We start from the raw sequence: 22877 nt of genomic DNA, 5'->3' as shown, positions 1-22877 counted from the left end.
AACAACGTAAAAAAACATTTTCTATTTTTTAGAGCTCTCTCCTTTAAAATTCTGAGTACTATTCTTGAAAAGAACATTAAATGTTGTTAAGCTTCCATAAATTCTTGTGATATACTGTTGTAAATCTATTTTATCTTGATCATCAAGTGTTTTGCTGGAATTAATTTTTTGTTCCATGACACGTATACGATCTCGTACCATAACAATTTTATGGAAAAATGTATCTATCGGGATATCTTTAGAACTAAGGTTTGTATCCTTAGGACGTAATGTCATAGTGCCACCTTTCCATTTATCGGCAATAGGCACTACTTCTGAGATATCACTATACCGTTTAAGCATTTCCCTTAAACTTTTTTCTACTTCATAAAAACTTACCGTATCTACCTCATCTTCTACAGCTTCAATAATTTCAAAGGTATCATCTACTGTAATGGTTTCTAAACCCTCTTTTATAAAAGTAACCCAGTACAATTCTGAGGTTACATTTGTAACTACACCGACTCCGTGAGTAGGGTGATCTATTCTAGATCCTATTCCTAAAATTTTTTGCATTTATTCAAATTTGCTATCACTTAGCTTTAACGCTAATTTATATCCTAATTCTTTACTTTTTCGATAGTCTTTAGCTGCCTTCGTTTTCTCTCCTAATCTTTCATACGCTAGCCCTCTATTATACTCGGCACGTCCATCCTTATACTTTTTTGAATCTATAACTTTCGTAAGGTGTTTTACTGTATTTTCATATTCTTTGAGTTTTATTTCTATAATCCCTAGATTAAGGAGTGTAGGATTATTAGAAGGGGTTATTTCTAATATTTTTAAAAACTCAGACTTGGCTTCTCTATATTTCTTTTCTCCAATAAACTCAAATGCTTTTGCGTACCATTCTTTTATATCTGAGGCACTATTTTTTACTGTAAACTTTTCTTTGTGTTTAATTAATGCTTCATCATTTGGATTTTTCTCTAATGCCTCATCTATTACTGCAATGGCACGATCAGTATCATTATAAAAATCTATGATGCGTTGACTTTTAAGTTGCCATTGACTAATATCATCTGGATCGCGTTTTAAAAAGGTATCTATTGTATTAAAATAACTTATAGTATCTCCTTTTGCTCTGTATGCATTTAATAGAATGACATAATTATTTTTAATAGCTGGGTACTTTTCAAAACCTTGTTTAGCATAAAAAATAGCACTATCAGGATTGATTCTACGCTGCCCATAAATAATACCTTTAAGCATTTTTGATTCGTAGTGATTTGGTGCTAGTTCAATAGACTTATCTAAATGATACAATGCTTTATCTAATCTTCCCTCACTCATAGCATACATTCCCTTTACATGTTCATTAGGTCTACCTACTCCTGCTATGGTAAAGAAACCAGAAAGATCTTCTACTATTTCATCATAAGAAAGCACATACTTATCCTGCATGAGGTTTTTACCCGATGTATCTGCCAAAACATAATTTTGTGTTACATAAGATTGATATTTCATAAAAGTAATAACAGAAGCACTTATAGCAAAAATCCCTATTGTAGTAATCATTGGCATTCCAATAGATACTTTTTTAGCATCATCTTTCTTATATCTACTATAAAAGAAAGCTAAAATTAAAGAAGCTAGCACTACAAAATGTCCTTGTATGGGAGTTCTTTCCAATGGAAAGTTAATCAAAGCATCAAAACCATAGGCTAATAAGGAAAGAATAATAACTGCATATATCCATCGATCATCATGATGTTGATGTTTAAAAAACAACTTTAGAATAAAAAATATAAGTATAATAAAAATAAATAAATATGCAATAAAACCAACGATTCCTACTTCTGCAAGAATCTGTAAAAAATCGTTATGTACTCGTAACGGATATATAAATTTATCTCTCTTTGCGCTCGCAAAATACTTATCCTTATTGGCAAGTTTCCAGTTCCCTAGCCCTAATCCAAGAATAGGATTTGCTTTAAAATCATCAAAAGCCATCTCATAATATATATCTCGTCCACTTGCATAGCTTACAACACTTTTACTTTTATCGCTATTGACTTTAGCATTTATTGCTGGAGCAAATAACAATTCTTGAAATGTATTAGGTCTAGATGGTTCTATCCTATTAATATTTGTTGCAAAAAGGTAAGACACTACAAGAATTCCAACAAGAGGAAGCATTATTTTTTTAGCAGAAATAACCATCGATTTCTTTAATAAATTATCATAAAGAAAATATATCAAGAAAATCGCCATATAAATTATAGCTCCTAAAACTGCCGTTCTAGCGCCTATAAAAAGTAATGCTGAAACACCCAAAAACAGACTCACAATACTAATTATTTTCCACTTACCAGTATGTTTCATAAGACCCCATATCAAAAAAGGAATCTGAATAGCCAATGTAGCAGCAGTTGCATTTTGAGTTCCATAAGTTCCAAGGGATGTCTTCATTAACAATGTTCCATTCCTATAAATATCGGCATCCAAAAACACCCAAATTACTTGAACTGCTATATACATTATTAATATATGAGACACCTTAACAATATATTCAAACAATGCTTTGGGTGCTATCTTCAAAATCAAAAAAAGATTCATAACAGCAATAAGAGCTATCGCTATTCTTGCTAAATCTTTAAGTGCTTCTGAGACATTAAAAGCACCAAATATGGAAATACCTCCTAGCAAAAAGAAGAGGATATAGCTTCCAAAGAATAAAAGCACCTGTCGTTGTTTTCTAAAAAAAGCGATCTCTTTTCTATTTGCATAGATATAAAAAAGACTTAGCAAATTAATTACCGAAAAATAAAACCATTGAGAACCAATCGGATCTACAGCTTTAAACCTTGGTACCACACCAATAATAAGGTATAATAAGACTAATACTTTTGGAATGAGAAGATCTAATTTTGGTTCATTTTTCCCCACAATAACATGTTTTTGATAGTGAACTAAATTAGGTCTTTTCTTTTAAAAATGAAATTTAAAATACAAGTAAGAAAAGATCATCTCATTTTTTGTTGTGAAAATTTTAACATTTCTATTAAAACCGCCTTTCATTCATCTTCGTAAGTCTCGGCGTAAAACAATTTTAAAACAACTATTATGAAAAAAACAGGTTTATTAATTCTAGGCAGTTGCATGGCTTTGTCACTTACTTTTGGTTTAGTTGCTGCAGACCATGTTGATGCCCCTGATGTAGCTACAACTACAACAGATATCACAGATTTTTATGCTTTTGAAGGCGCTACACAAGACAATACTGTTTTTGTAGCAAATGTTCAAGGATTACTACCTCCGGGAAGTACAGCGCAATTTGACGAGAATGTTCTTGTAGAAATTAATATTGACAATAACGGAGATTTAGTAGAGGACCTTATTATCCAAGCAATTCCAAGAGATGGTGTCATGTATTTCTTTGGCCCGTATTCACCTAGTGCTACTGGACTCAACAGTACTATTGATGCAGACACACAACTTACGGGACAAGTAGACATTTCTACAGGAGCTACAGCTACTACAGAAACGGCAAATGGTATCTCTTACTTTGCTGGTTTACGTGAAGATCCATTTTTCTTTGACTTTAATCAATTTAATGCTGTCGTTGGAGGAATGGCACCAAATGGTTTTAATAACCCAGGTAATGATGACTTTGACGGCACTAACATATTATCTATTGTAGTCGAGGTACCTAACACTCTTTTAGGAGGCACATTTACGCATCCAGCAGGAACAGGTGTCGAAGTATTTAATGCTTGGGTAGAAGCAAAAAGAAAACAATAATCAATTTATTAAAAAACATATTTATGAAACTTACTAATTTAAAAACACTATTTATACTACTAGCCATGGTTGTATTTATGAGCTGTAGTGATGATGATGATGCCACAATCCCAACAGACGACATGATGATGAACGATGACGATGATGACATGGTCGTTGTTGACTTCTCTGGGACTTTTGTACAAGAAGATCAAATGGGACGTCCAGGAATTAATACGGTACTAAGTCCAGACAGTACCACAGAAAATGCTTTTAACGTAACCATCCCATCAGAACAAGGAGCTGCATTTCAACCTACATTTTTACAACGCGCGGTAGACTTACACGCTGCCTTTGGTGTCGAATATGAAACAAATATTTTAGGACTAGATGCACCAACCCTTACAACGATTTTAGCATCAGATGTATTACAAGTAGCACCAGATGCACCTACATCTTATTTTGACGGTACAAATGTATTAACAGGACGTACATTAACTGATGATGTGATTGACATTTCTCTTATTCTGTTTTTTGGAGGTCAAAACGGCGATCGCTTTAATGGGCAAGACACAGATGGTGATGGAACTCCTGATTTGCCAATTCTGGTTACAGATGGAGTAAGCGCTGCAGGAGAAACACCTTCTAATTCATTTCCATACTTAGAAGCTCCACATAATTAAAAATCTCTTTTAAAAGGAGTTTGCAGGTATTGCAAACTCCTTTTAAAACAACACCTCAACAAACACAAATCAAAACACTATGAAATCAGTATATCTAATTATATGTATTTGTTTTCTATACGCTTGTCAAGAGAAACAAATCACAAATCCTAAAGATTACAATCAATACTTAGAAGAAACAAGTCTAGAAAACAAAGACCTCACAACACAACATTTACAATTTTGGAATACTAGAATCAAACAAGACAGTATTCAAATCATAGCGTTAGGAAAAAGTGCACAAGTATACACAACACTTTTTGAAAACACAGGAGCTATTGAGTCTCTTAAAAAAGCAGAAATAGCATTACAGAAAGCTGCAGATAATGCTCATATCTCTAAAGACGGGTATTTAAGAGCTCTCGCTAAGAATCTTATCTCTCAACATAGATTTAAGGAAGCTGCTACAGCTTTACAAAAAGCACAATTCTTTTCCCCTAACAAACTAGAAACTCATTATATGCAATTTGATGTAGCTATGGAACTAGGTAACTATAAAGCTGCAGAAACCTATTTATATTTAATTACAGATTATTCTAATTTCAATTATCTTATCCGTCTTGCAAAATGGAAAGATTATAAAGGCAACCTAGATGCGACCATTCATAATATGGAACGTGCAAAAGCAATTGCAGAATATAGCAATAATGAAAAGCTAAAGTTATGGACGTATACAAATCTTGGTGATTATTATGGACATGCAGGACGCATTAAAGATGCATACAATTATTATTTAAAATCATTAGCTATAGATCCTGGTAACGCTTACGCGAAAAAAGGGATCGCATGGATTACGTATTCACACGAAAAAAATCCAACGGAAGCGTTACGTATTTTAGATATCATCCAAAAACAACATCAAAGTCCAGACTATTATTTATTAAAAGCCGAAATAGCCGAGTACCAGAACGATTATACTGCTAAGAATGAATATCTCAATCAATACTTTGAAGAAATTAAAAAACCCGCATATGGAGACATGTATAATATGCACACTGTAGAAGTTCTTGTAAGTGAAAAAAAAGCATATGATACAGCACTCGCAATTGCCCAGAAAGAAGTTACCAATAGACCTACCCCGTTATCTTATGATTTACTAGCTTATGTATACTACCAAAAAGGGGATTATAAAAAAGCGCTTGACATTGCAAATACATATGTCATAGATAAAACCTTTGAGCCAGTAGCTCAATACCATCTCGCGGAGATTTATAAAGCAAATGAGCTTTATAATCAAGTTATTTCTATAAAAAGAGAATTAAAAGATGCTAGTTATGAATTAGGTCCATTAACCGCTAATGTGCTTAAAGACTTATAATAAAAACCCACACGTTTGATTTGATTTTGGTTTTGTTTAGTTAAACGTCTTACTCTTGCTGATTAATTGAGTAAGGCGTTTTTTAAAATACAAATTAACCTTTCTTTCTATCTCTATAAGACGAAGGTGTCATTCCTTCAAACTTTTTAAAAGCACTATTAAAAGAGGATAGACTACTAAAACCTGTATCAAATGCTATAGAAGAAATAGTATGATGTACGTTAGAAGCATCGAGCAATTGTTTTTTTGCTTGCTGTACTCTATGATAATTGATGAAGTCATTAAAATTTCGACCAGATTCCTGATTAATAATCTTAGATGTTTTCTGAGCACTTATTCCTATTAATTTTCCTAAGCGAGAAAGAGAAACATCAGGTTCTAGGTATAATTTCTGATCTATCACTACTGTTTTCATCTTATGAAACAATGACACATGATCATTTTCCTGAAACACATTTCCATCAATATCTGTAATTTTTAATATGTATGCTTTGTAGCTCAAAAAGTAAATAACTACAGAATATACAATAGGACCTACAATATAAGGAACCGTATCTTCAATAATATTCAAAACATATGAAAACCAAATAATAATGAAACCAATTAAGAGTACTGATAACCATTCAAAAATATCTTTCGTTGCTTTTATATGAAGCCTATCTGTATGCTTCTTTTTTGCTTTTCGCGAAAGCGTAATAGCACTAATAATATAGCCTGCAAAATGTAGGTATATAAATATCAGAACACTTCCAAATACAATAATTGCTTGTTTATTGTCCTCATCAAACCAGTTTTTTGTTATAAAAAAACTCATAATAAATACTATCACAAAAGGAATAAGCTCTATGTAATAATAGGCAGGTAATTCAAATGTATTCTGAGTCATTCCTAAAACGTACCATCGTAACAAAGGACCTATAAGTAATAAAAAAGATAAGCCTGCAAATATGAATAAAGGTTCCAATTCATGTCCAAAATTTAGCATCACAGATTTTCCTATTCTGAATGCCATGCAGATTAAAATAAAGCTTAATAAAATATTGGGAAGTGTTCGCTTCTTTTTTATAGCACATAAATAGACCGCAAATAAAACTCCATGCAAAAGTCCTGCGCTACTTATGATAATAAGAAGAATATCTAAAAAACTCAATAGATTATTTTTTTCAAATGTACTTATATTTCACTTAGATGGATTCCTGTTTTTTAGTATATGACACGAGACGAATCATATCATAAAATTGTCCTATATCTCCTTTCATTGCAGCGACAATACTATGGGCCGCAATCAAAACTCTGTTCACTTTTTTCTTATCTGTTACTATCATTTTTTTGATGATCTCTTTTGCTTTTTTAGATCCTTCATTATGATATACAGACAATACCTGTACTGCATTTTCTTCTGCGGTAATTTCTCTATACTTAGGTGTGTGTCCTAATTGTTTGATCATCGTTTCTGCTAACGTCCATGTAGACCATGGATTTTGTCCCGTAATTAAATTTTTATCATGACTAATTTTCTCCAAATACATCGTCCCTTCATCTACTTGTGCGCCTTGGGCTGTTAATTTATCTTGTAATAAGAATGGGAATATGGTTTCTGCTTCAGGGATAAGAAGTAACTCCTCTTCGTTTGTAAAACCGCTTACTGTTTTGTTTTCTAACAAAGGACGATTGTTATCTAAAACGACATTTACCAATGCTGCTGGACCATGACATACGGCTCCAACTACTTTATCTGATTGGTAATACTCACGGATAATGGATTGAATCGCTTTATTATCAGGAAAATCAAACATAGCGCCTTTGCCTCCTGCAAAAAATACGGCTTGATACTCGCTAGGATCTATATTTTCTACAGCTATCGTATGACTTGTTTTATATTGCGCGATGGAATCATTTAAAAACGCATAATCATAAGCTCCCATATCATCATCGTCAATAATCACTGGCGGTTTTCCTCCTAATGGACTTGCAATATCTACTTCAAAACCATTGGCTTCAAATACATAATAAGCTCTGGCTAGTTCTGTCAACTCATATCCTGTTGCTTTTTCGCTACTTCCCATCGTATCTGTACTTGTTACTATGGCTAGTATTTTACCTCGTTTGGGTTGTATATTTTCAGATAGATATGGCAAATTCTTAGCTAGTGAATTTTCTAATCCTATTTCTTTAGGTGGCAATAAGCTTTTAAACCATAACCCAAAACAAAAAAGGATAACTATTAAGGATAAAAATGTAATGAATGTCCACTTAAGGATGCGGCGTTTTTTAGACATAATCTTATTTTTGATGATGCTAAATACGTCATAATAGCTTGTAAACACTGACGAAATGATGATTTCGTCATAGTAAATGATGATTTTAGGAGAATCTATCGGTTTTATTTAAAAGACTTATTTATAAGATGCCTTATAGTCTCACCTTTACTTTGAAAACTCTTATCAATATCAGGCATCATAATACGGTTACCTTCTTCATCAATAAAATTTATTTCCGCTTTATACTTTTTATTATCAATAGATAAAACATCATCTCTTTCCCATATATCATTTAACGTCATAAAATAATCTTTTAATACGACTCTTATAGTTTCTAAAGAAATCGATTCTTGCTTCTCTAAATAATGTTTTAACATTGAAATATAAATTGACAAGTATTGTTCTTCTATTTGACTATACAAAGAGTTTGAAACATCCTTATAATTTCTCTTGTCTAATCTTTCTCCGAAATAATCTTTATAATTATAAATAGAATCATCTACAGATAGGTCATACTTATACTTTAAATAATGTTTTAAACATAAATTAAAATCCCATCCTTCAATTGATTGTATGACTCCTGCATTATCACAGAACTGACATCTAGTATTGATAACATTCGTATACGTATTTATAATTTTATCAAAAATGTATTGTTTCTCTTTAGTTGTGGCTTGAATATAGCATCTAAATGTTGCATATTTTTCTTTATATCCTATAACATCTTCATTAGTCAATCCATTATTTAGTAATTCTTCTATCATTTGATAGACATATGTATACCAACCTTTATCTACACCAGATATCGTATTCTTATTCTTTTTTAAATAACTTTTAATCTCACTATCTAATTCACTAGTATAATCTACCAAAGATTTTTGTTCTTCATCTTTATATAATTTATAAGCAATCTGTTGCTGAGTAATTTTTTTAAGAACATTCTTCTTGACTTTGTATAAAGAATAGTGGCGTTTTAATTTTTCTATCAAATTCATTATACAAATGTATAAACTCTATTTGATAGTGATATCAAGGCTCGACAACTCCAAGAACATAGAGTTGTTCTAAGGTAGGAGATGCGCTACCACCTTCTGGCTCTAACGTAATTCCAAAAGCTTCAGAGGCATTTGGATTATTTACTTCAAAAAGTTGAGTGCCGTTTGCATCATATTGATCTAGTACAGCCATACTTGTAGGTGTAAGCGGATCTAAAGTCAATGACCATAATTGATATACTTTACCCTTTGGAGGTGTAGGTAAACCACGTACATCTACATAGGCTTTATCAGTTTCTTTATTCCAGTAGATAGAAGCATAGGCTTCTGGCGAGATTTCTTGCGCTCCTAATGGTACAGAAATAATGTCTTTTGTACGGAGTATATCAAGCATTTCATTTGCTTTGACCAGCTCTTCTTCGGCCATGTCAGTTTTGGCTTGTTGAAGGATTTGCTCACGTTCTAACGTAGTAATTTTATCTTCGAGTTTTTTACCACCTGCAAATTGATACCCTAAAACTACAAGCAACAGTATTGTTGCTACCCAACCTAAAGATGAAATAAATATAGTACGTTTACTTATTTGTTTTATTGGCCTTTGCGAACTTTCCTCGTCGATAGGTAGGAGCGGGATTACATCTTCACCATTTGTTGACTGGATTTTAGATTGGATGCTGTCAAAACTGGACGGTGTAAACGGAGCGGCAGCACTTGTGAGCTGTTGCAATGCGATTTCAATATGCTCAACTTCTGCCTTGAGTTCAGGATGTAATGCTACTAATCGGGATACCTCAGCACTTTCTGCTTCGGAAAGTGTCCCGTAGACATAGAGTTCTAAAACTCCCGAGTCGATATATTCTTGAATATCTATCACGTTACTCCTAATACGTCTCTTAACTTATTAATACAAATCCTGTTGCGAGTTTTGACCGTCCCTAATGGAATGTCTAACGCTTCAGCTGTTTCTTTCTGTGTATATCCTTTAAAAAATAATAACTGTATAACCTTCTTACAAATAGGTTCTAGTACTTCTATATACTTTTTAATTCCTATTGCATCTACCTTTGAAGAGAAATTATTTTTATCTTCAAGGATATCTACGAAAAAAGCTGCATCTTGGTTTCGTTTACTATTTTTAAATGCTTTAGAACGGGTTTTATCAATAGCTGCATTACGTGCAATATTGAGTAACCACGTAAAAAACCGACCTTTTTGTGCATTGTAAGAACTAGCATTATTCCAAGCTTTTACAAAGACATCTTGTAATACCTCTTCAGACAACTCTTGATCGTGTAAAACACTGTGTATAACTCCAAGAATATTCTCACTATAACGTGCATAAATTTCTGCAAAAGCACTCTCGTCCTTTTGTTGAAATTTCGCTATAAGTTGGTCTGGTTGCATGGGTTATTTTACAGGCAACTAATGTACAGCATTCCTATCAAAAAAAATAATTCAAACTATGTATATATTCTTTTTTAAAATGTTTGTTTAAAAGATAATAAGAAGAATTTTTTAAATGTTTTTTCCGCCCAAATACGTTCTTCTTCAGGAAGTGGATTATGATCGAGTATTAAAGCCATCATCGAGTAGTCTTTTTCTCCATACGATCTGGGGATTGCACCTATATTATTATTATTCATATGTATTAAAAACAATCCAGGCATTTCCATTAATTCTTCAGGTAATGAGGTAAAACGATTATGTCCTGCATGTACTACCCAAGTATTTTTTAGCCCAGAAAGGTTTGGTAATGTTGTCAACTCATTATGATCTATATATACGTACCGTATTTGAGCTATTTTTCCAAAGGTCTCGGGAAGTGTTTTTAACTTGTTATGATCTAACCACAAAGAATATAAGCTAGGCATCTTACTCAGATATGTATAACTCTGCGTATCGTGTAATTCATTATACGATAGGTTAAGGTCTTTTATACTTTCTAAATGCGTGATCGTTTCTGGTAACTGTGTGATTTGATTCCCTTTTAAGTTTAAAAACTCCAGCGGTATTTCTTCAATCGTAGTGATTGTTTTTTCTAATGGAAGTGAGGGATTATAGGCAAGTGATAGTTGTTTTAAATTTTTAAATAACTGAATTTCTTTTGGTAATTCATCTAGGGATAAACTATCTAAAACTAGTACTTCTAAGGTTTCTGGGGACGGAAGCGATCTTAGAACAGCACCAACATCTATTTGTGTATTACCCGACACGTTGAGCATACGTAATGATTGCAGTTTTTCAAATGCAATTGACCCCTCTTGCATATTTTGATAACTAAGGTCTAAACGCCTTGTTTCTGTAGTAACTTCTGAGCTTCTAACAGTTTCTCCATAAAAGGTATTGTATGTACTGCAACTAGTCAGTACTACAAGTATAAAAACGACTATGATACTGCTTCTAATCATTGGGTACTCCTAAGGTATAAATGACACTCCCTGTTAGTTCAAAAAACAGTTTATCTTTCTCTTCAACATTCCAAGGGAAACGAGGATTTAAACCAAAACCATCATGTAATGTGTTCTGCACATAAGCTCCTATCCATTGACTATTGATTCCTAGCTTAGAATGTAGTTCATAGTTTTCATCCTGATAGGTCCCAAACGCATAAAGATTTGCATAAAAAAGATCTTTAAAAGGTGGTAAGGTAAACCATACGTTTTTTCGACCATCATCTGAATTTATTTTGTTTCTAGGAGATCTTGAATAATCAGGTTGAGGGGTAAATAATTCTATTCCTAATCCTGCTTGATACACCCTAAAATCATTTTGAATATGAGCAAATCCTACGGTGAGTGATCCTGTTGTGGCATAATCTGTACGTTCTCCATTAAATAATTTACCAATTTTAAAGTCGTTTGAAAATACAGCATGAACACTATGGTTTGCATTACTAAATCGCATAATAAACTGACCTCTTTTTATACCATAACTCTTTAAGTCTTTTGGTAAATAATCTTTTCCGAAACCAAAACCCAGACCATTAAATCCTCCTTTTTTACGAGGATCAAAAATGATTGCTGTATTCATTTCTGAAACAGAAGACCCTAAGAGGTTTGTATTTTTACCTATACCTCCTAAAGCAAAAAACTCATAACTATAAGCAAGACCCGATCTCTTTTTGGTATGTTTTTTAAAAAATTGATAGGACGCAAAAGACAAACCGCTTTCTAATGATACATCTCCATAATTTGCAATTCCAAAACCAAAAGCGCCTACTTTAAGCCATTGACTCTGATTCCCTAATGTGATTTCTGCTTTGAGTAATACACCTCCATCTATTTGTAATTGCTGACTAGACAGTGTATAACTCAATAAAAAGAAACCTATATATATGTATTTACGGAATATCAATTCAAGAAGATTGGTTATGCATACTATGTAGGCAAGTTACTACTAAAATTACAGTATTACTCATCTATTTTTCTATACACTATATGATCTAGCGTTTATCTCAACTTTAATAAATATTTAGAGATTATATATTACTTTTTACAGTACTTTTAAAAAATTCTAACGACACTACCTCATGAAACGCACGTATGTAGGCATAATACTCTTTTCTATTTTGCTAGTCATTTTTGGTGTTTCTGCATTTACAACGGCATCAAAAGATATCGCGATTCACGAAAACAATGTATTAGAAGAAGTAGTCTCTCCTCCTACTCGACGCGAATTAAGACGTAGTTTTTTTGACAAAAGAGAGGTTCTTATCGCCTATGGAACGACAGACGCTACGCTCAATAAAAAATATAAAGCCTTACTAGATACAATCAACCAACTTCCTCAAAATGGAAGACGTAGAAATGCTACTTTTTTATATAAAGAAGTTTCTGAAATCACAGCATCCGATATAGAAAACAAGATTCTTTTTTTAATAGGCACTCCTAAAGAACATTCTTTACTACATCGATTTACAAAATCAATGCCAATTGAAATCTCTAATCAAGGAATTTCATTTCATTCAAAAATATATACTGACGCTTCTAATGTCTTATCTGTTTCTTTCTATCCTAATCCAGATAACAAGAAACTTCCATTTAGTTTCTTTACGGGAAATGATGCCCAAACACTATACAATTTTTTTGAACGTAGTATCCAAAAAGCAGGTGCTTCTTTCTTTTGGCAAAATATGGATTATGAACTTTACCATACAAACAATAGAGTTGTCATGGGAAATTTTAATACCCAGTGGCAATTAGATACTACGACATATTTTGATTACTCCGAAGGAAATCATGGTATTGCGCAATCAGCACATTACACCATTACTACTCATCAAAAATCGCTATCACAAGAAGAAGCAAATTCGCTGATTACGGATTTAGAAGACACATATCAGAAAATCATCGATTTTACCGGTAGTAAAAGTACAATTCCTAAGATTGCATATCACATATATGACACCGCAGAAGACAAAGGATTACTGTTAGGAAACACACAACAAGCACATATTGATATTCAAAACAATGCGGTACACACCATCATTAATGACAAATATCTTGACAATTATATAGAAAAAGAAAACGAACTCATTATACAGCATCTACTTGGAGGTGCAGCGTCTAAGGTTCTCTCTAAAGGGCTTGCCGTTTCCTTTACAAACCAATGGCAAAGAGAAGGATATCGCTATTGGTCTGCTCGGTTATTTGAATCAAAAAACACCCTTACCTTAAAAGAGCTTTTTGACAATGAGTTGATTGAAAAAGAATCACCCTTACTTACCGAGTGCATGTCTGCATCTCTAGTTGTATTCTTAATAGATCATCTAGGAAAAGAAACTTTTTTACGCCAATATAATAACTGGACGCCTTCAGAAAAAGAGTTACAATCTTTAGAACCTAAATGGCAGCAATACCTAGCCAAAGAAGCCCTAAAGCATACCAAAAAGAAAAGAGAAAAACCAGCCATCAAATATCTAAAAGGATTCAATTTTGCACATGAAGGATACAGTATTTATAACGGATATTTATCTCAAAAAGCGACAGAAGCTATTGTAAAACAACAAGAGATGGGAAGTAATGCGATGGCTATTGTTCCCTATAGTTATATCCGAATGGGAAGTACCCCTACCTACCTTTCTATAGGGAGTAGAGCGGGTTCTGAAAATGACCAAGGTGTGATACATAGTGTATTTGAAGCTAAAAAAAGAGGCATGCAATCACTATTAAAACCACAAGTATTTTTTGGAAGTAGTTGGCCTGGGGCTCTTGAATATGAGAATGAAGCCGATTGGGATGCGTTTTTTGATTATTACTACAGATGGATACGACATTATGCTTTCCTTGCTGAAATCCATCAAATAGATGCCTTGTGTATGGGGGTTGAGTTTGTAAAAGCGACACTTTCGCATAGCGAACAATGGAAAGAGATGTTTCAAAAAACGAGAGGTTTGTATCAAGGAAATCTGACGTATGCTGCCAACTGGGGAGAAGAATTTGAGACCATCGATTTTTGGAATGAATTGGACTTCATTGGTTTAAATTCGTATTATCCTTTAAGCAAAAATGATACACCTACAGATGAGGAGTTAAAAGCTAATTTTGAAACGATTAAAACTAAGATTGAAAAAGTATATAAGACGTATAAAAAGCCTATTGTTTTTACAGAAATAGGATTTAGAAGTATTGAAATGCCTTGGAAAAATCCGCATGCAGATGGAGACACGCCTTTTAATGAGGAGCATCAACGACGTTGCTATGAAGTAATTTTTGAAGGGATTCAAAATGAACCTTGGTGTGCGGGTATTTTATGGTGGAAATTTCCTAGTTATCTTGAATATCGTGGTACAGAAAACACAGCATTCACACCTAATAATAAGGCTACAGAAGCGACCGTACGGAAATGGTTCAGTGAGTAAACCCTCTCTTTTAATGCTATTTTTTCTGGGTACGCTTTCGCGAAAGCGTATACAAAGATACTTCCTGATATTACTTTTGTGGTCATCTAAAAGTTAGTTATATTTCGATCCTATAGTTTTTTTATGCCCACACTTAAAACGAAAACACTTACAAATACGAATGGATGTAGTTTAGAAGTATCTAATTATGGAGCTACGATCATCTCATTAAAAGTTCCCAACAAACATGGAGAAAGCGTTAATGTTGTTGCGGGTCTTTCTACACCTGAAGCCTATACACAAGTACCTTATACTAAACATGGGTTATATTTAGGATGTACTATAGGAAGATATGCAGGTCGTATTTCAAACTCAAAAGAAAGTAATCTTCTTAAAGGAACAAATCTCACGTTTAATGATGGAGTCCATTTACATGGAGGCAAACATGGGTTTGATAAAAAATATTGGACATTTGAAACTCAAAAAAATTCCCAAACAATTACATTATCCTATATAAGTAAACATCTTGAAGAAGGGTATCCTGGAAATTTAAACGTTTCTGTTACATATATACTTACCGAAGAAAATGAGGTTATTATAGAATATACGGCTACAACAGATAGAGACACCTATGTAAATCTTACAAATCATTCTTACTTTAATCTTAATGGCGCTGGCAGTATCTTAGATCATCATTTACAAATAGCGAGTGATTCTTATTTAGAAGTAGATTCAAACCTAGTTCCTACTGGAAACAATATTCCTGTTCTAAATAGCTGTTATGATCGAACACAACGATCTAAAATTGGAAGTACAAATTTTAAGGGATATGATGACACTTTTATTCTAAATGATCAATCAGAAAAAGCTTCGTTATATAGTACCTCTTCAGGGATTCTAATGACTATAGCTACTAATCAACCTGCGATGGTTGTGTATACGCCAAAAATATTCCCTGAATTAGACTTCAAAGATGCTACGGTATATAAAGCATATCCTGCAATATGCTTTGAAAATCAACATTTCCCAGATGCCCCAAATAACGATCAATTTCCTTCTAGTATATTACAGCCTAATGACATTTATAGAAACAGAAGTCTGTTTACTTTTTCTATCGTAAATGAATAGTGATAAAAAAAGCGAACTTAAAAAAGTTCGCTTACTTAACTGGCTAATACTATATATTATACTGGATCACCTGGAGCTGTACAAATACAAGCAATACATTCTTGTGTAGGATGACATTCTTCATCAGAATGGCATATATTTCTAGGAATCCATCCTCCTTCTATTTGTCGTTGTGATGCATTATTTAGTTCTTTAACTCCGTCTAATTTTAAAATTGATTTTAACATGATAGTGTGTTTATGAGATTAGTAATTATCTAAATTTACACAAAATTCACTGATTATCAACAACTTACGTTTTATCCGTAATTTTTTTAATTCTTTCCAGTAATTTTATAAAAAAACAAAATTACATAAGGCAAGCATCCCTACTTACACTTATGCACACCGTATTATAATCATACGTTAGCGTATATAAATACCCCTCAAGATACATCTTGAGGGGTATTTACTTATTAAGTAAAGAATTTAACCTAGAAAACACACCATACGTTGAAACAATCTTTTATAACTCCTTTCTCTAAAAACAATAGTTCAAAGTATAAAGATGTGTTTCTTAGGCTTTACTACTATTTGTTATTAACAACTTTATCGAGCATCTACTTGTTCATCACTTGCATCTGTGATTTCGACAACATCGCCACCGCCACCGCCTCCAATAGGGCCACCGCCGTCACCAATAGGATCATCACCAATAGGAACGTCACCAATATCAATAGGACCACCATCTCCACCTTCACCAGAGTCTCTAGGGCATATCCTAGCGACAGTAAATGCTGCTATCGTATCGAACCATTCACTAGTGCCTCCTGCTGTTACAATTTGAATACCCATATCATAGGTACCTATTAAAGGAATATTTGGAGTTTGTGGATTTGATATCGTTACTGGAAAATCAATCCAGTTTACTTGTCCAGATAATCTATATCTCCCATTAATTTTAGTAATAGGGTCAACAGTACTCTCTGGCACTACTGCGAAATTTATACTACACATAATTTAAAATTTATTTATTCTATTATACTTATTCTATTTATTGTACTTGTGATGTTTATGACTACTCTATTATTTAAGATATTAACGTCTCGCAACAAGCGGGATCTGGGAAAACTACTGCCGCTACTCTTGGTGTTACTCCTTGTTCTTCGCAACAATTTGTTGAGAAGTTAACAGCACTAACCTTTGGAATTATATTTTCTTCACAACAATTTGTTGGGAAATTAACAGCACTAACTTTTGGAGTTACACTCTCTTCACAACATGCTCCATCTGGAAACAGGATATTTGTTATAAGAGGTACAGCTCTTGTATCTACCGGTACATCTATACTATCAGAACAACCATTTCCACTTACTATTACGTTAGTCACGGGTGCCTCTAAACTCTTTCTATTCCTGTAATTGATAAATGTATATTCAACGATTCCATTAAGAGGTATTACTGAGGTATAGTTTCCATTACCTAAGAAATCAAATTCATACTGATAATTAGTGATATTTGTACCTTCTATCTTGTATTTCACAAACACATCTGTATCATTTTCAGAAAGTGTTATATCTTCTACAGTGATTAACACATTAGGTTGTGATACCACTCTTATCGTAGTTCCTGTAGATTTTCCGTTTACCGTAAATGCAATATCAGTATCATAAAATAATGAACTTACAAGTGTTGGATCAAAGAAATACTGTTCTCCTTTTTTCACAACGCCTCCGTTTCCTTTGATAGGATCAGCTATTGCAACAACCCCATCTAATGGAGATACTGTAAAAGGAATGGCTTTACTTCCACTACAAATCTCATCTACAGGAAGACTCAAACTTACATCTACTTTTGGTCCACAACATAAGTATGGAAGAGAGAAATCTGCAATTACTGTTGGATTTGCTTCTGATTCATATACTATTACAAATGTTCCTCCTGGCTCTACTCCAGCCATGTGCTCTATACCTGGATGTTCTGCTACATACTCTTTATAATATGCTTTAGAAAGATCTTTGTTGTTATTCAACTCTTCTAATGAAAGTGACATCACATCAAAAGATAATTGAGAGGCTTCTTTTTTAAAATCAAGTACTTCTTTTACTAAGGTATAAGGTTGCGATTGATGGCCTTCTATTCTGTAAAAAGTATATTTTTCTAAGTTAAATGCGACAGCAGCTATTACATTTGGATCATTTGACAACAAAGGATTTAAATTATTGTATGTCAAATTCCTATTAGCTATTCTGTGTCTTGATTTATCAAAACTCCATCTTTTTAAAAATTCTTCATCTATACTATAGTAAAATGGAATTGCTTTATTTCCTAATTCTATTGATTTTCTAGACGGTGTAATATTAATATCTGGAGCCATCTTATTAACGACTTCTGGCAACGTAAACTTATCGACTAATTCGTTAAACCTTTCAATCAATATTTTTACTTTAGCTTCAATCTCTTCATCATCCAATACTGGAGAATTATAAAATGTATGCTTATAATTATTAGGTGTATTATCTACAATTTTCCCAATCATTATGTGTTTAGGAAATGCATTCATATCTGGAAAACAACTTGTGAATGATTTTGGCAATAATGCTTTTATTTCATTATATGTTTCTACCAAATCTTTCATAAAGTCATATGCATATTGAAACCCTGTAGTCCCATCATTACCAAGCGCTATCACATTAGTTAGTTTTGATATTACATCTAACTCATCAAATCTATTTTCAATTCTGAAATGTGATGTGATCCTTGATATTCCTGTAGACACTTCATTTAGCAACGTAGTATCTAAGACAATATCGCTGTACACTTTTTTAAAATCATCAATACTGTCTATGTCAGCATCTACAAGAGCTCGTTTTAACCTCAGTTCTGGAATAGAAGTATTTAATGGATGAGGATATAGTGTATCCCCTTTATTAACGATATTGGTAATTCCTTTTAAATTGGTAAACAGTACTTTTACATTTTGTACCTGTTGTAATCCATGATTATCACAATCTACTCCTCTACAAGGGCGCACTTCCTTCTCATATGACTCTACATAAATGAGTAGATATAGTGCATTTAAAATAGAATCACTAGTCTCATTAATAGGCATATAATCATCACTTCCCTTATTAGTTTCTGATAATTCCCAAAGTCTAATCTGATCCCCATTATCATCATAAAAAGGAGGATAATTTGCTTTTGAATTGTCATAAGGTTTAAAGTATGAATAACATATACCTTTTAAATCTATTGTTTTTAGATCACTTACCCCTAACTCATCACTTACTTGTGAAGTATTGCTAAGTGTAATAAAATCGCCATCTGTAGTAACACCAACTCCTTGAGATATCTCTATTCCATTTACAATTCTAATACCATTAGTGGTTCTAGCATTAGAATACTTGAGCTGGTGTTTAAATCCACAGGCAATACCTACTCCTCGTAATAAGGTTTTAGAGAGGCGATCTTGATCTTCAAAATAATCTAAAAACTCATTAAATTGCGTATGCTCCACATATTGTCCTTTGCTGAACTTTCTATATTCTGTTGTTATATTAGTTAATCGATTATTCATCATCTTTTATTTTTTTAGCAATTATAGCGTTGAAGTAGGCGATGCCGGACTTTCTGGTAAAGTAGTTCGTGACGTAGCATTAGGTATTTCGTATCCAAATGACTCTAACGCTGCTTTAATAATATTAAAGTAGTCCTGAGCTGTATCTCCATCTTCAATATCATATTGGAATTGTACTTGACCATCTGCTACTTCTGTAATTAAATTATTACTAACTGATGCATATTCAGATTGATTACCCGTTTCTACGGCTTGCATTAAAGTTTTAAATGTTCCATTCCCATCTACTTGGAATACAATACCTCTATAATAGTTTGGATTTCCTGTTCCAAAATTATTCGATAATCTACTCTTAAATGTTGCTATATCTGTATCAAATTGACCTCTTCTTGGTGTAATAGAACTTGAATGATAAACAGGACTAGCCTCATCTTGGAATACTAATACAATCACATTACCTTCTGGAGCAACTTCTCCTTCTAAATTAAGTACATTAAATGTTCTCTCATTTGAATAATTACGTATTCTAACCTTATCTTCATATGCTGCTACATCATTATCATATAATGGCAATAATGTATTCTTAAGTATTCCGTCTTTCATCGTTGTTAAAGGAGCTAGAGAAGAATTCATAGATCCTGATGAATCAAAATAAATACGTATTTGTGTATTTCTATTAATTACAAGTTTAAGTGATAAAGGTTCTATACTTACCATTGTACTACACCCATTTGCATTAGTAATCGTAAGAGTTGGATTATAAATATCCTCTTGTCCTACTACTAAGTTGTATACATGCTTTACAATACCTTTTACTGGTTGAGTTGCAACTAATGGACTACCATCACCAAAGTTCCACTCATAGGTATAACTTGAATTATGACCTGTTACTACAAAATCTACTTCTGCACTTTCTGCATTATCATCGTATACTATATTATCAGCTACAACAGTTATTTGTGACTGAGGCACTACTGTTAATACTGTTTCTACTGGATCATCGTTCACCGTAAATGTAATTTGACTTCCATGATTTGCTGCTGGCACTAAGCTTGGATTGAATACACTTTGTCCTCCTTGAGCTACAATACCTGAAATTGCTACACCATTGGCAAATGCTTTAATCTCTCCATCTAGTGGGATTACTGTCATTGGAATAGGTGCATCATTTTCACAAAGTTGTGTTGCTGGTAATACTAAGAATACAGGATCTTTTTTATCACAACATAAATATGGTAATGAGAAATCAGCAATCACTTGCGGACTATCTTCCGATTCATGTAGAAGAATAAATGTTCCTCCTGGCTCTACTCCAGCAAAGTGCTCTAACCCTGAGTGTCTTTCCATAAAATCACTCAACAACTCACTTTCTATTTCATCTTCTTTAGGATCTTGTGTTACTACGGTAACACCTCCGTCTTGTGTTAATGGTGGTTTTGTCAAAGCCTCAACTTCATTTAATAAATTCAGTTGATAATCTAGATTAGCAATCGTTTGTAATGTCTCTTGCTGATCTACTTCTGCGTTACTTACAAAAGCTTCTGACACTTCTAATAATTGTTGTCTTAAATCTGCAACCGAAATTTTTGTCGCTTCAGAATCTAGAGATAATTCAGGAAATGATTCTGCTCTCCTTAAAAGGTCTTCATTATTTACTACATCTGCACTGACTTTTTGTATATCACCTAAGGTTTCTGTAGGCTCTGCTGAAATTCTTGTCGTTGGTATCTCTCTTGTAGGTAATCCAAGAATAGGACCACTACTAATTACATCTGCCGATTTTCTACGCAACATTAATGTCTTAATATCAAATGGCAATCCGTATTTTGTCTTAATCGCATTGATATTTTCATACGCAATCTTATACGATTGTCCTAAATGACCTTCTATTCTAAAGAAGTTATTATCATCTAATGTGTAGTTTAAAGGATTTTGAATAAAATCATCATCAGCTAAATTTCCTTTGTGGTAACTTAAATTATGATCTTCTTTATCATTTTCTGATTTTTCATAATCCCAAGTCTCTAATAAATCATCTGTCACATTGTAATAGAAAGGAACTGCTTTTTCTCCTAGATCAGTATCTTTTTTAGAAGGTGTAATTCTTACAGGCCCAATAAACTTTCTGAAATTTCTAACTTTTTGCACAAAACGTTCTGCTAATAATACTACTCTTGTATAATTCTCATCTTCTTCTGAAAGAATAGGAGATTTATAAAAATCATGACGATATATAGTATTCTCTCCTAATTCTAGAGAAGCTCCTACTGGACCTAACATAAGATGTTTAGGAAATGAATAAATACTAGGTGAACATTCAGCTTTCAAATGTAAAAGCAACCCTTTAATTTCATTATATGTTGCTACTAAGTCCTTTAATACATCATAACGATACTGAAAATCCGTACCTGTTGTACTTAGCAACCCATTATTAGTGTTTAATTCCTCTTCTAATGACAATCCACCTAAGTCAATATTAAATGCTGAACTAATTGATAAAAACCCTGTTCGTAAATTTGTAAGAATATTATCTCTTTCAATCGCGCTTGCAAACTTTGTTCTTACTCCTGCGTTTGTTGTTACATCTGCTGTTAAAAAGGCTCTAGCAACTTCTATATTTGGTAAGGCATCGTAAAGCACTTCAAAAGCATTGTGCACATTATAAATAGTATCTTGAGTGTTGCCTTCTATAATATTTTGAGCCTCAGAAGTATTCACTAATAATACCTTTAATTCTGACACTTGCTCGTCACCTTGACTATCGCAATCTACAGTATCACAAGCCCCTGCTTCATTTACATAACTATCTAAATACAGAAGTACTACTTTCCCTGCTAAAGTAGCTTCATCTAATGCTACAAAACCTACTTCATCATCTTGAATATCATTTGAACTTCTTAATTCAAGAATAGTCGTTACTTCCGTAAAATGAGAGTATTTAAATATTTTATCATTAGCTCCATACGCTCTGTAATGTGTATATACTTTCCCAGGAAAATCTATTGACACTTCTTTAGAACCGTTTAAATTGTTTCTAAGAGTAATAATGTCTCCATCTGTTGTCACTCCTGCCCCTTGACTAATTCCTAATCCATTTAAGGTAGGATCTGATAATCCAAATGATGGAGTTGTTGAAAATCCACAAACAATACCTGTACCACTAAGTCGGGTTCTAGAAAGGCGATCTTGATCTTCAAAATAGTCTATAAATTCGTTCAACTGGTCTTCTGTAAGCGCCTGGTTCTCATTGAACTTTCTATACTGTGCTGTTATATTATCTAATTTAGTATTCATCTT

The 22877-nt window shown here is 33.1% G+C and carries 18 protein-coding genes; 5 read left to right on the top strand and 13 right to left on the bottom strand.

Annotation, left to right across the window (positions count from 1 at the left end):
• Positions 1-21: 21 nt before the first annotated feature.
• Together Q1A60_RS02120 and Q1A60_RS02115 are read right to left on the bottom strand one after the other, a co-directional pair.
• Positions 22-555 carry a hypothetical protein gene (locus Q1A60_RS02120; protein ID WP_299763493.1) on the bottom strand — a complete coding sequence of 178 codons (534 nt, stop codon included), beginning with the start codon at positions 553-555 and terminating at the stop codon, positions 22-24.
• Positions 556-2928, bottom strand: coding sequence for an O-antigen ligase family protein (locus Q1A60_RS02115; protein WP_299763491.1), 2373 nt, complete (start codon positions 2926-2928; stop codon positions 556-558).
• Positions 2929-3105: 177 nt separating this feature from the next.
• Between Q1A60_RS02115 and Q1A60_RS02110 the strand changes: the two genes are divergently transcribed.
• The 3 genes from Q1A60_RS02110 to Q1A60_RS02100 all read left to right on the top strand — a co-directional run bounded on the left by Q1A60_RS02110 (position 3106) and on the right by Q1A60_RS02100 (position 5802).
• On the top strand, positions 3106-3783 hold the full coding sequence (locus Q1A60_RS02110) for a DUF4331 family protein (protein ID WP_299763489.1): 678 nt from the start codon (positions 3106-3108) through the stop codon (positions 3781-3783).
• 23 nt (positions 3784-3806) lie between these two features.
• Positions 3807-4445: a DUF4331 family protein gene (locus Q1A60_RS02105; RefSeq protein ID WP_299763487.1), complete on the top strand. Its 639-nt coding sequence runs from the start codon at positions 3807-3809 to the stop codon at positions 4443-4445.
• Between the two features lie 79 nt (positions 4446-4524).
• Positions 4525-5802 carry a tetratricopeptide repeat protein gene (locus Q1A60_RS02100; RefSeq protein WP_299763485.1) on the top strand — a complete coding sequence of 426 codons (1278 nt, stop codon included), beginning with the start codon at positions 4525-4527 and terminating at the stop codon, positions 5800-5802.
• 94 nt (positions 5803-5896) lie between these two features.
• Here Q1A60_RS02100 and Q1A60_RS02095 read toward each other — a convergent pair whose 3' ends face one another.
• The 7 genes from Q1A60_RS02095 to Q1A60_RS02065 all read right to left on the bottom strand — a co-directional run bounded on the left by Q1A60_RS02095 (position 5897) and on the right by Q1A60_RS02065 (position 12373).
• Positions 5897-6814: a helix-turn-helix domain-containing protein gene (locus Q1A60_RS02095; protein ID WP_299763483.1), complete on the bottom strand. Its 918-nt coding sequence runs from the start codon at positions 6812-6814 to the stop codon at positions 5897-5899.
• 172 nt (positions 6815-6986) lie between these two features.
• Positions 6987-8081: a type 1 glutamine amidotransferase domain-containing protein gene (locus Q1A60_RS02090; protein ID WP_299763481.1), complete on the bottom strand. Its 1095-nt coding sequence runs from the start codon at positions 8079-8081 to the stop codon at positions 6987-6989.
• A 104-nt stretch (positions 8082-8185) separates the two neighbouring features.
• Positions 8186-9058 carry a hypothetical protein gene (locus Q1A60_RS02085; RefSeq protein ID WP_299763479.1) on the bottom strand — a complete coding sequence of 291 codons (873 nt, stop codon included), beginning with the start codon at positions 9056-9058 and terminating at the stop codon, positions 8186-8188.
• Between the two features lie 34 nt (positions 9059-9092).
• Entirely contained in the window at positions 9093-9932 is an 840-nt protein-coding gene (locus Q1A60_RS02080) for an anti-sigma factor (RefSeq protein ID WP_299763477.1), read from the bottom strand.
• The gene (locus tag Q1A60_RS02075) at positions 9929-10462 is read right to left on the bottom strand and encodes a sigma-70 family RNA polymerase sigma factor (protein ID WP_299763475.1); all 534 of its coding nucleotides are present in this window, start codon (positions 10460-10462) and stop codon (positions 9929-9931) included. Before Q1A60_RS02075 ends, Q1A60_RS02080 begins: the two co-directional genes overlap by 4 nt.
• Positions 10463-10536: 74 nt before the next feature.
• Complete coding sequence (locus tag Q1A60_RS02070) at positions 10537-11466, bottom strand: hypothetical protein (RefSeq protein WP_299763473.1); 930 nt, start codon at positions 11464-11466, stop codon at positions 10537-10539.
• Entirely contained in the window at positions 11459-12373 is a 915-nt protein-coding gene (locus tag Q1A60_RS02065) for a hypothetical protein (RefSeq protein ID WP_299763470.1), read from the bottom strand. Before Q1A60_RS02065 ends, Q1A60_RS02070 begins: the two co-directional genes overlap by 8 nt.
• 214 nt (positions 12374-12587) lie before the next feature.
• Between Q1A60_RS02065 and Q1A60_RS02060 the strand changes: the two genes are divergently transcribed.
• Both Q1A60_RS02060 and Q1A60_RS02055 read left to right on the top strand, forming a co-directional pair.
• Positions 12588-14918: a glycosyl hydrolase gene (locus Q1A60_RS02060; RefSeq protein WP_299763468.1), complete on the top strand. Its 2331-nt coding sequence runs from the start codon at positions 12588-12590 to the stop codon at positions 14916-14918.
• 123 nt (positions 14919-15041) lie between these two features.
• Positions 15042-16025, top strand: a complete 984-nt coding sequence (locus tag Q1A60_RS02055) for an aldose epimerase family protein (protein WP_299763466.1) — start codon at positions 15042-15044, stop codon at positions 16023-16025.
• A gap of 56 nt (positions 16026-16081) precedes the next feature.
• On the opposite strand, the gene Q1A60_RS02050 is transcribed toward Q1A60_RS02055, so the two are convergent.
• The 4 genes from Q1A60_RS02050 to Q1A60_RS02035 form a co-directional block, all read right to left on the bottom strand.
• On the bottom strand, positions 16082-16252 hold the full coding sequence (locus tag Q1A60_RS02050; RefSeq protein WP_299763464.1) for a hypothetical protein: 171 nt from the start codon (positions 16250-16252) through the stop codon (positions 16082-16084).
• A 360-nt stretch (positions 16253-16612) separates the two neighbouring features.
• Entirely contained in the window at positions 16613-17020 is a 408-nt protein-coding gene (locus tag Q1A60_RS02045; protein WP_299763462.1) for a hypothetical protein, read from the bottom strand.
• Between the two features lie 73 nt (positions 17021-17093).
• Entirely contained in the window at positions 17094-19583 is a 2490-nt protein-coding gene (locus tag Q1A60_RS02040; protein WP_299763460.1) for a hypothetical protein, read from the bottom strand.
• An 18-nt stretch (positions 19584-19601) separates the two neighbouring features.
• Positions 19602-22874, bottom strand: a complete 3273-nt coding sequence (locus Q1A60_RS02035; RefSeq protein ID WP_299763457.1) for a PKD domain-containing protein — start codon at positions 22872-22874, stop codon at positions 19602-19604.
• Positions 22875-22877 lie beyond the last annotated feature (3 nt).

The sequence above is a fragment of the uncultured Dokdonia sp. genome (assembly GCF_947492535.1).
Lineage (GTDB): Bacteria > Bacteroidota > Bacteroidia > Flavobacteriales > Flavobacteriaceae > Dokdonia.
The sequence above is the reverse complement of the archived record's forward strand: the minus strand, read 5'-3'. Positions and strand labels throughout refer to the sequence as shown.

Excerpts from the sequence above, each read along its gene's own strand:
- Q1A60_RS02035 (WP_299763457.1), bottom strand. The coding sequence starts at position 22,874 with ATGAATACTAAATTAGATAATATAACAGCACAGTATAGAAAGTTCAAT.
- Q1A60_RS02060 (WP_299763468.1), top strand. The coding sequence starts at position 12,588 with ATGAAACGCACGTATGTAGGCATAATACTCTTTTCTATTTTGCTAGTC.
- Q1A60_RS02045 (WP_299763462.1), bottom strand. The coding sequence starts at position 17,020 with ATGTGTAGTATAAATTTCGCAGTAGTGCCAGAGAGTACTGTTGACCCT.
- Q1A60_RS02040 (WP_299763460.1), bottom strand. The coding sequence starts at position 19,583 with ATGATGAATAATCGATTAACTAATATAACAACAGAATATAGAAAGTTC.
- Q1A60_RS02085 (WP_299763479.1), bottom strand. The coding sequence starts at position 9,058 with ATGAATTTGATAGAAAAATTAAAACGCCACTATTCTTTATACAAAGTC.
- Q1A60_RS02055 (WP_299763466.1), top strand. The coding sequence starts at position 15,042 with ATGCCCACACTTAAAACGAAAACACTTACAAATACGAATGGATGTAGT.
- Q1A60_RS02075 (WP_299763475.1), bottom strand. The coding sequence starts at position 10,462 with ATGCAACCAGACCAACTTATAGCGAAATTTCAACAAAAGGACGAGAGT.
- Q1A60_RS02070 (WP_299763473.1), bottom strand. The coding sequence starts at position 11,466 with ATGATTAGAAGCAGTATCATAGTCGTTTTTATACTTGTAGTACTGACT.
- Q1A60_RS02120 (WP_299763493.1), bottom strand. The coding sequence starts at position 555 with ATGCAAAAAATTTTAGGAATAGGATCTAGAATAGATCACCCTACTCAC.
- Q1A60_RS02110 (WP_299763489.1), top strand. The coding sequence starts at position 3,106 with ATGAAAAAAACAGGTTTATTAATTCTAGGCAGTTGCATGGCTTTGTCA.
- Q1A60_RS02095 (WP_299763483.1), bottom strand. The coding sequence starts at position 6,814 with ATGGCATTCAGAATAGGAAAATCTGTGATGCTAAATTTTGGACATGAA.
- Q1A60_RS02100 (WP_299763485.1), top strand. The coding sequence starts at position 4,525 with ATGAAATCAGTATATCTAATTATATGTATTTGTTTTCTATACGCTTGT.
- Q1A60_RS02050 (WP_299763464.1), bottom strand. The coding sequence starts at position 16,252 with ATGTTAAAATCAATTTTAAAATTAGACGGAGTTAAAGAACTAAATAAT.
- Q1A60_RS02105 (WP_299763487.1), top strand. The coding sequence starts at position 3,807 with ATGAAACTTACTAATTTAAAAACACTATTTATACTACTAGCCATGGTT.
- Q1A60_RS02090 (WP_299763481.1), bottom strand. The coding sequence starts at position 8,081 with ATGTCTAAAAAACGCCGCATCCTTAAGTGGACATTCATTACATTTTTA.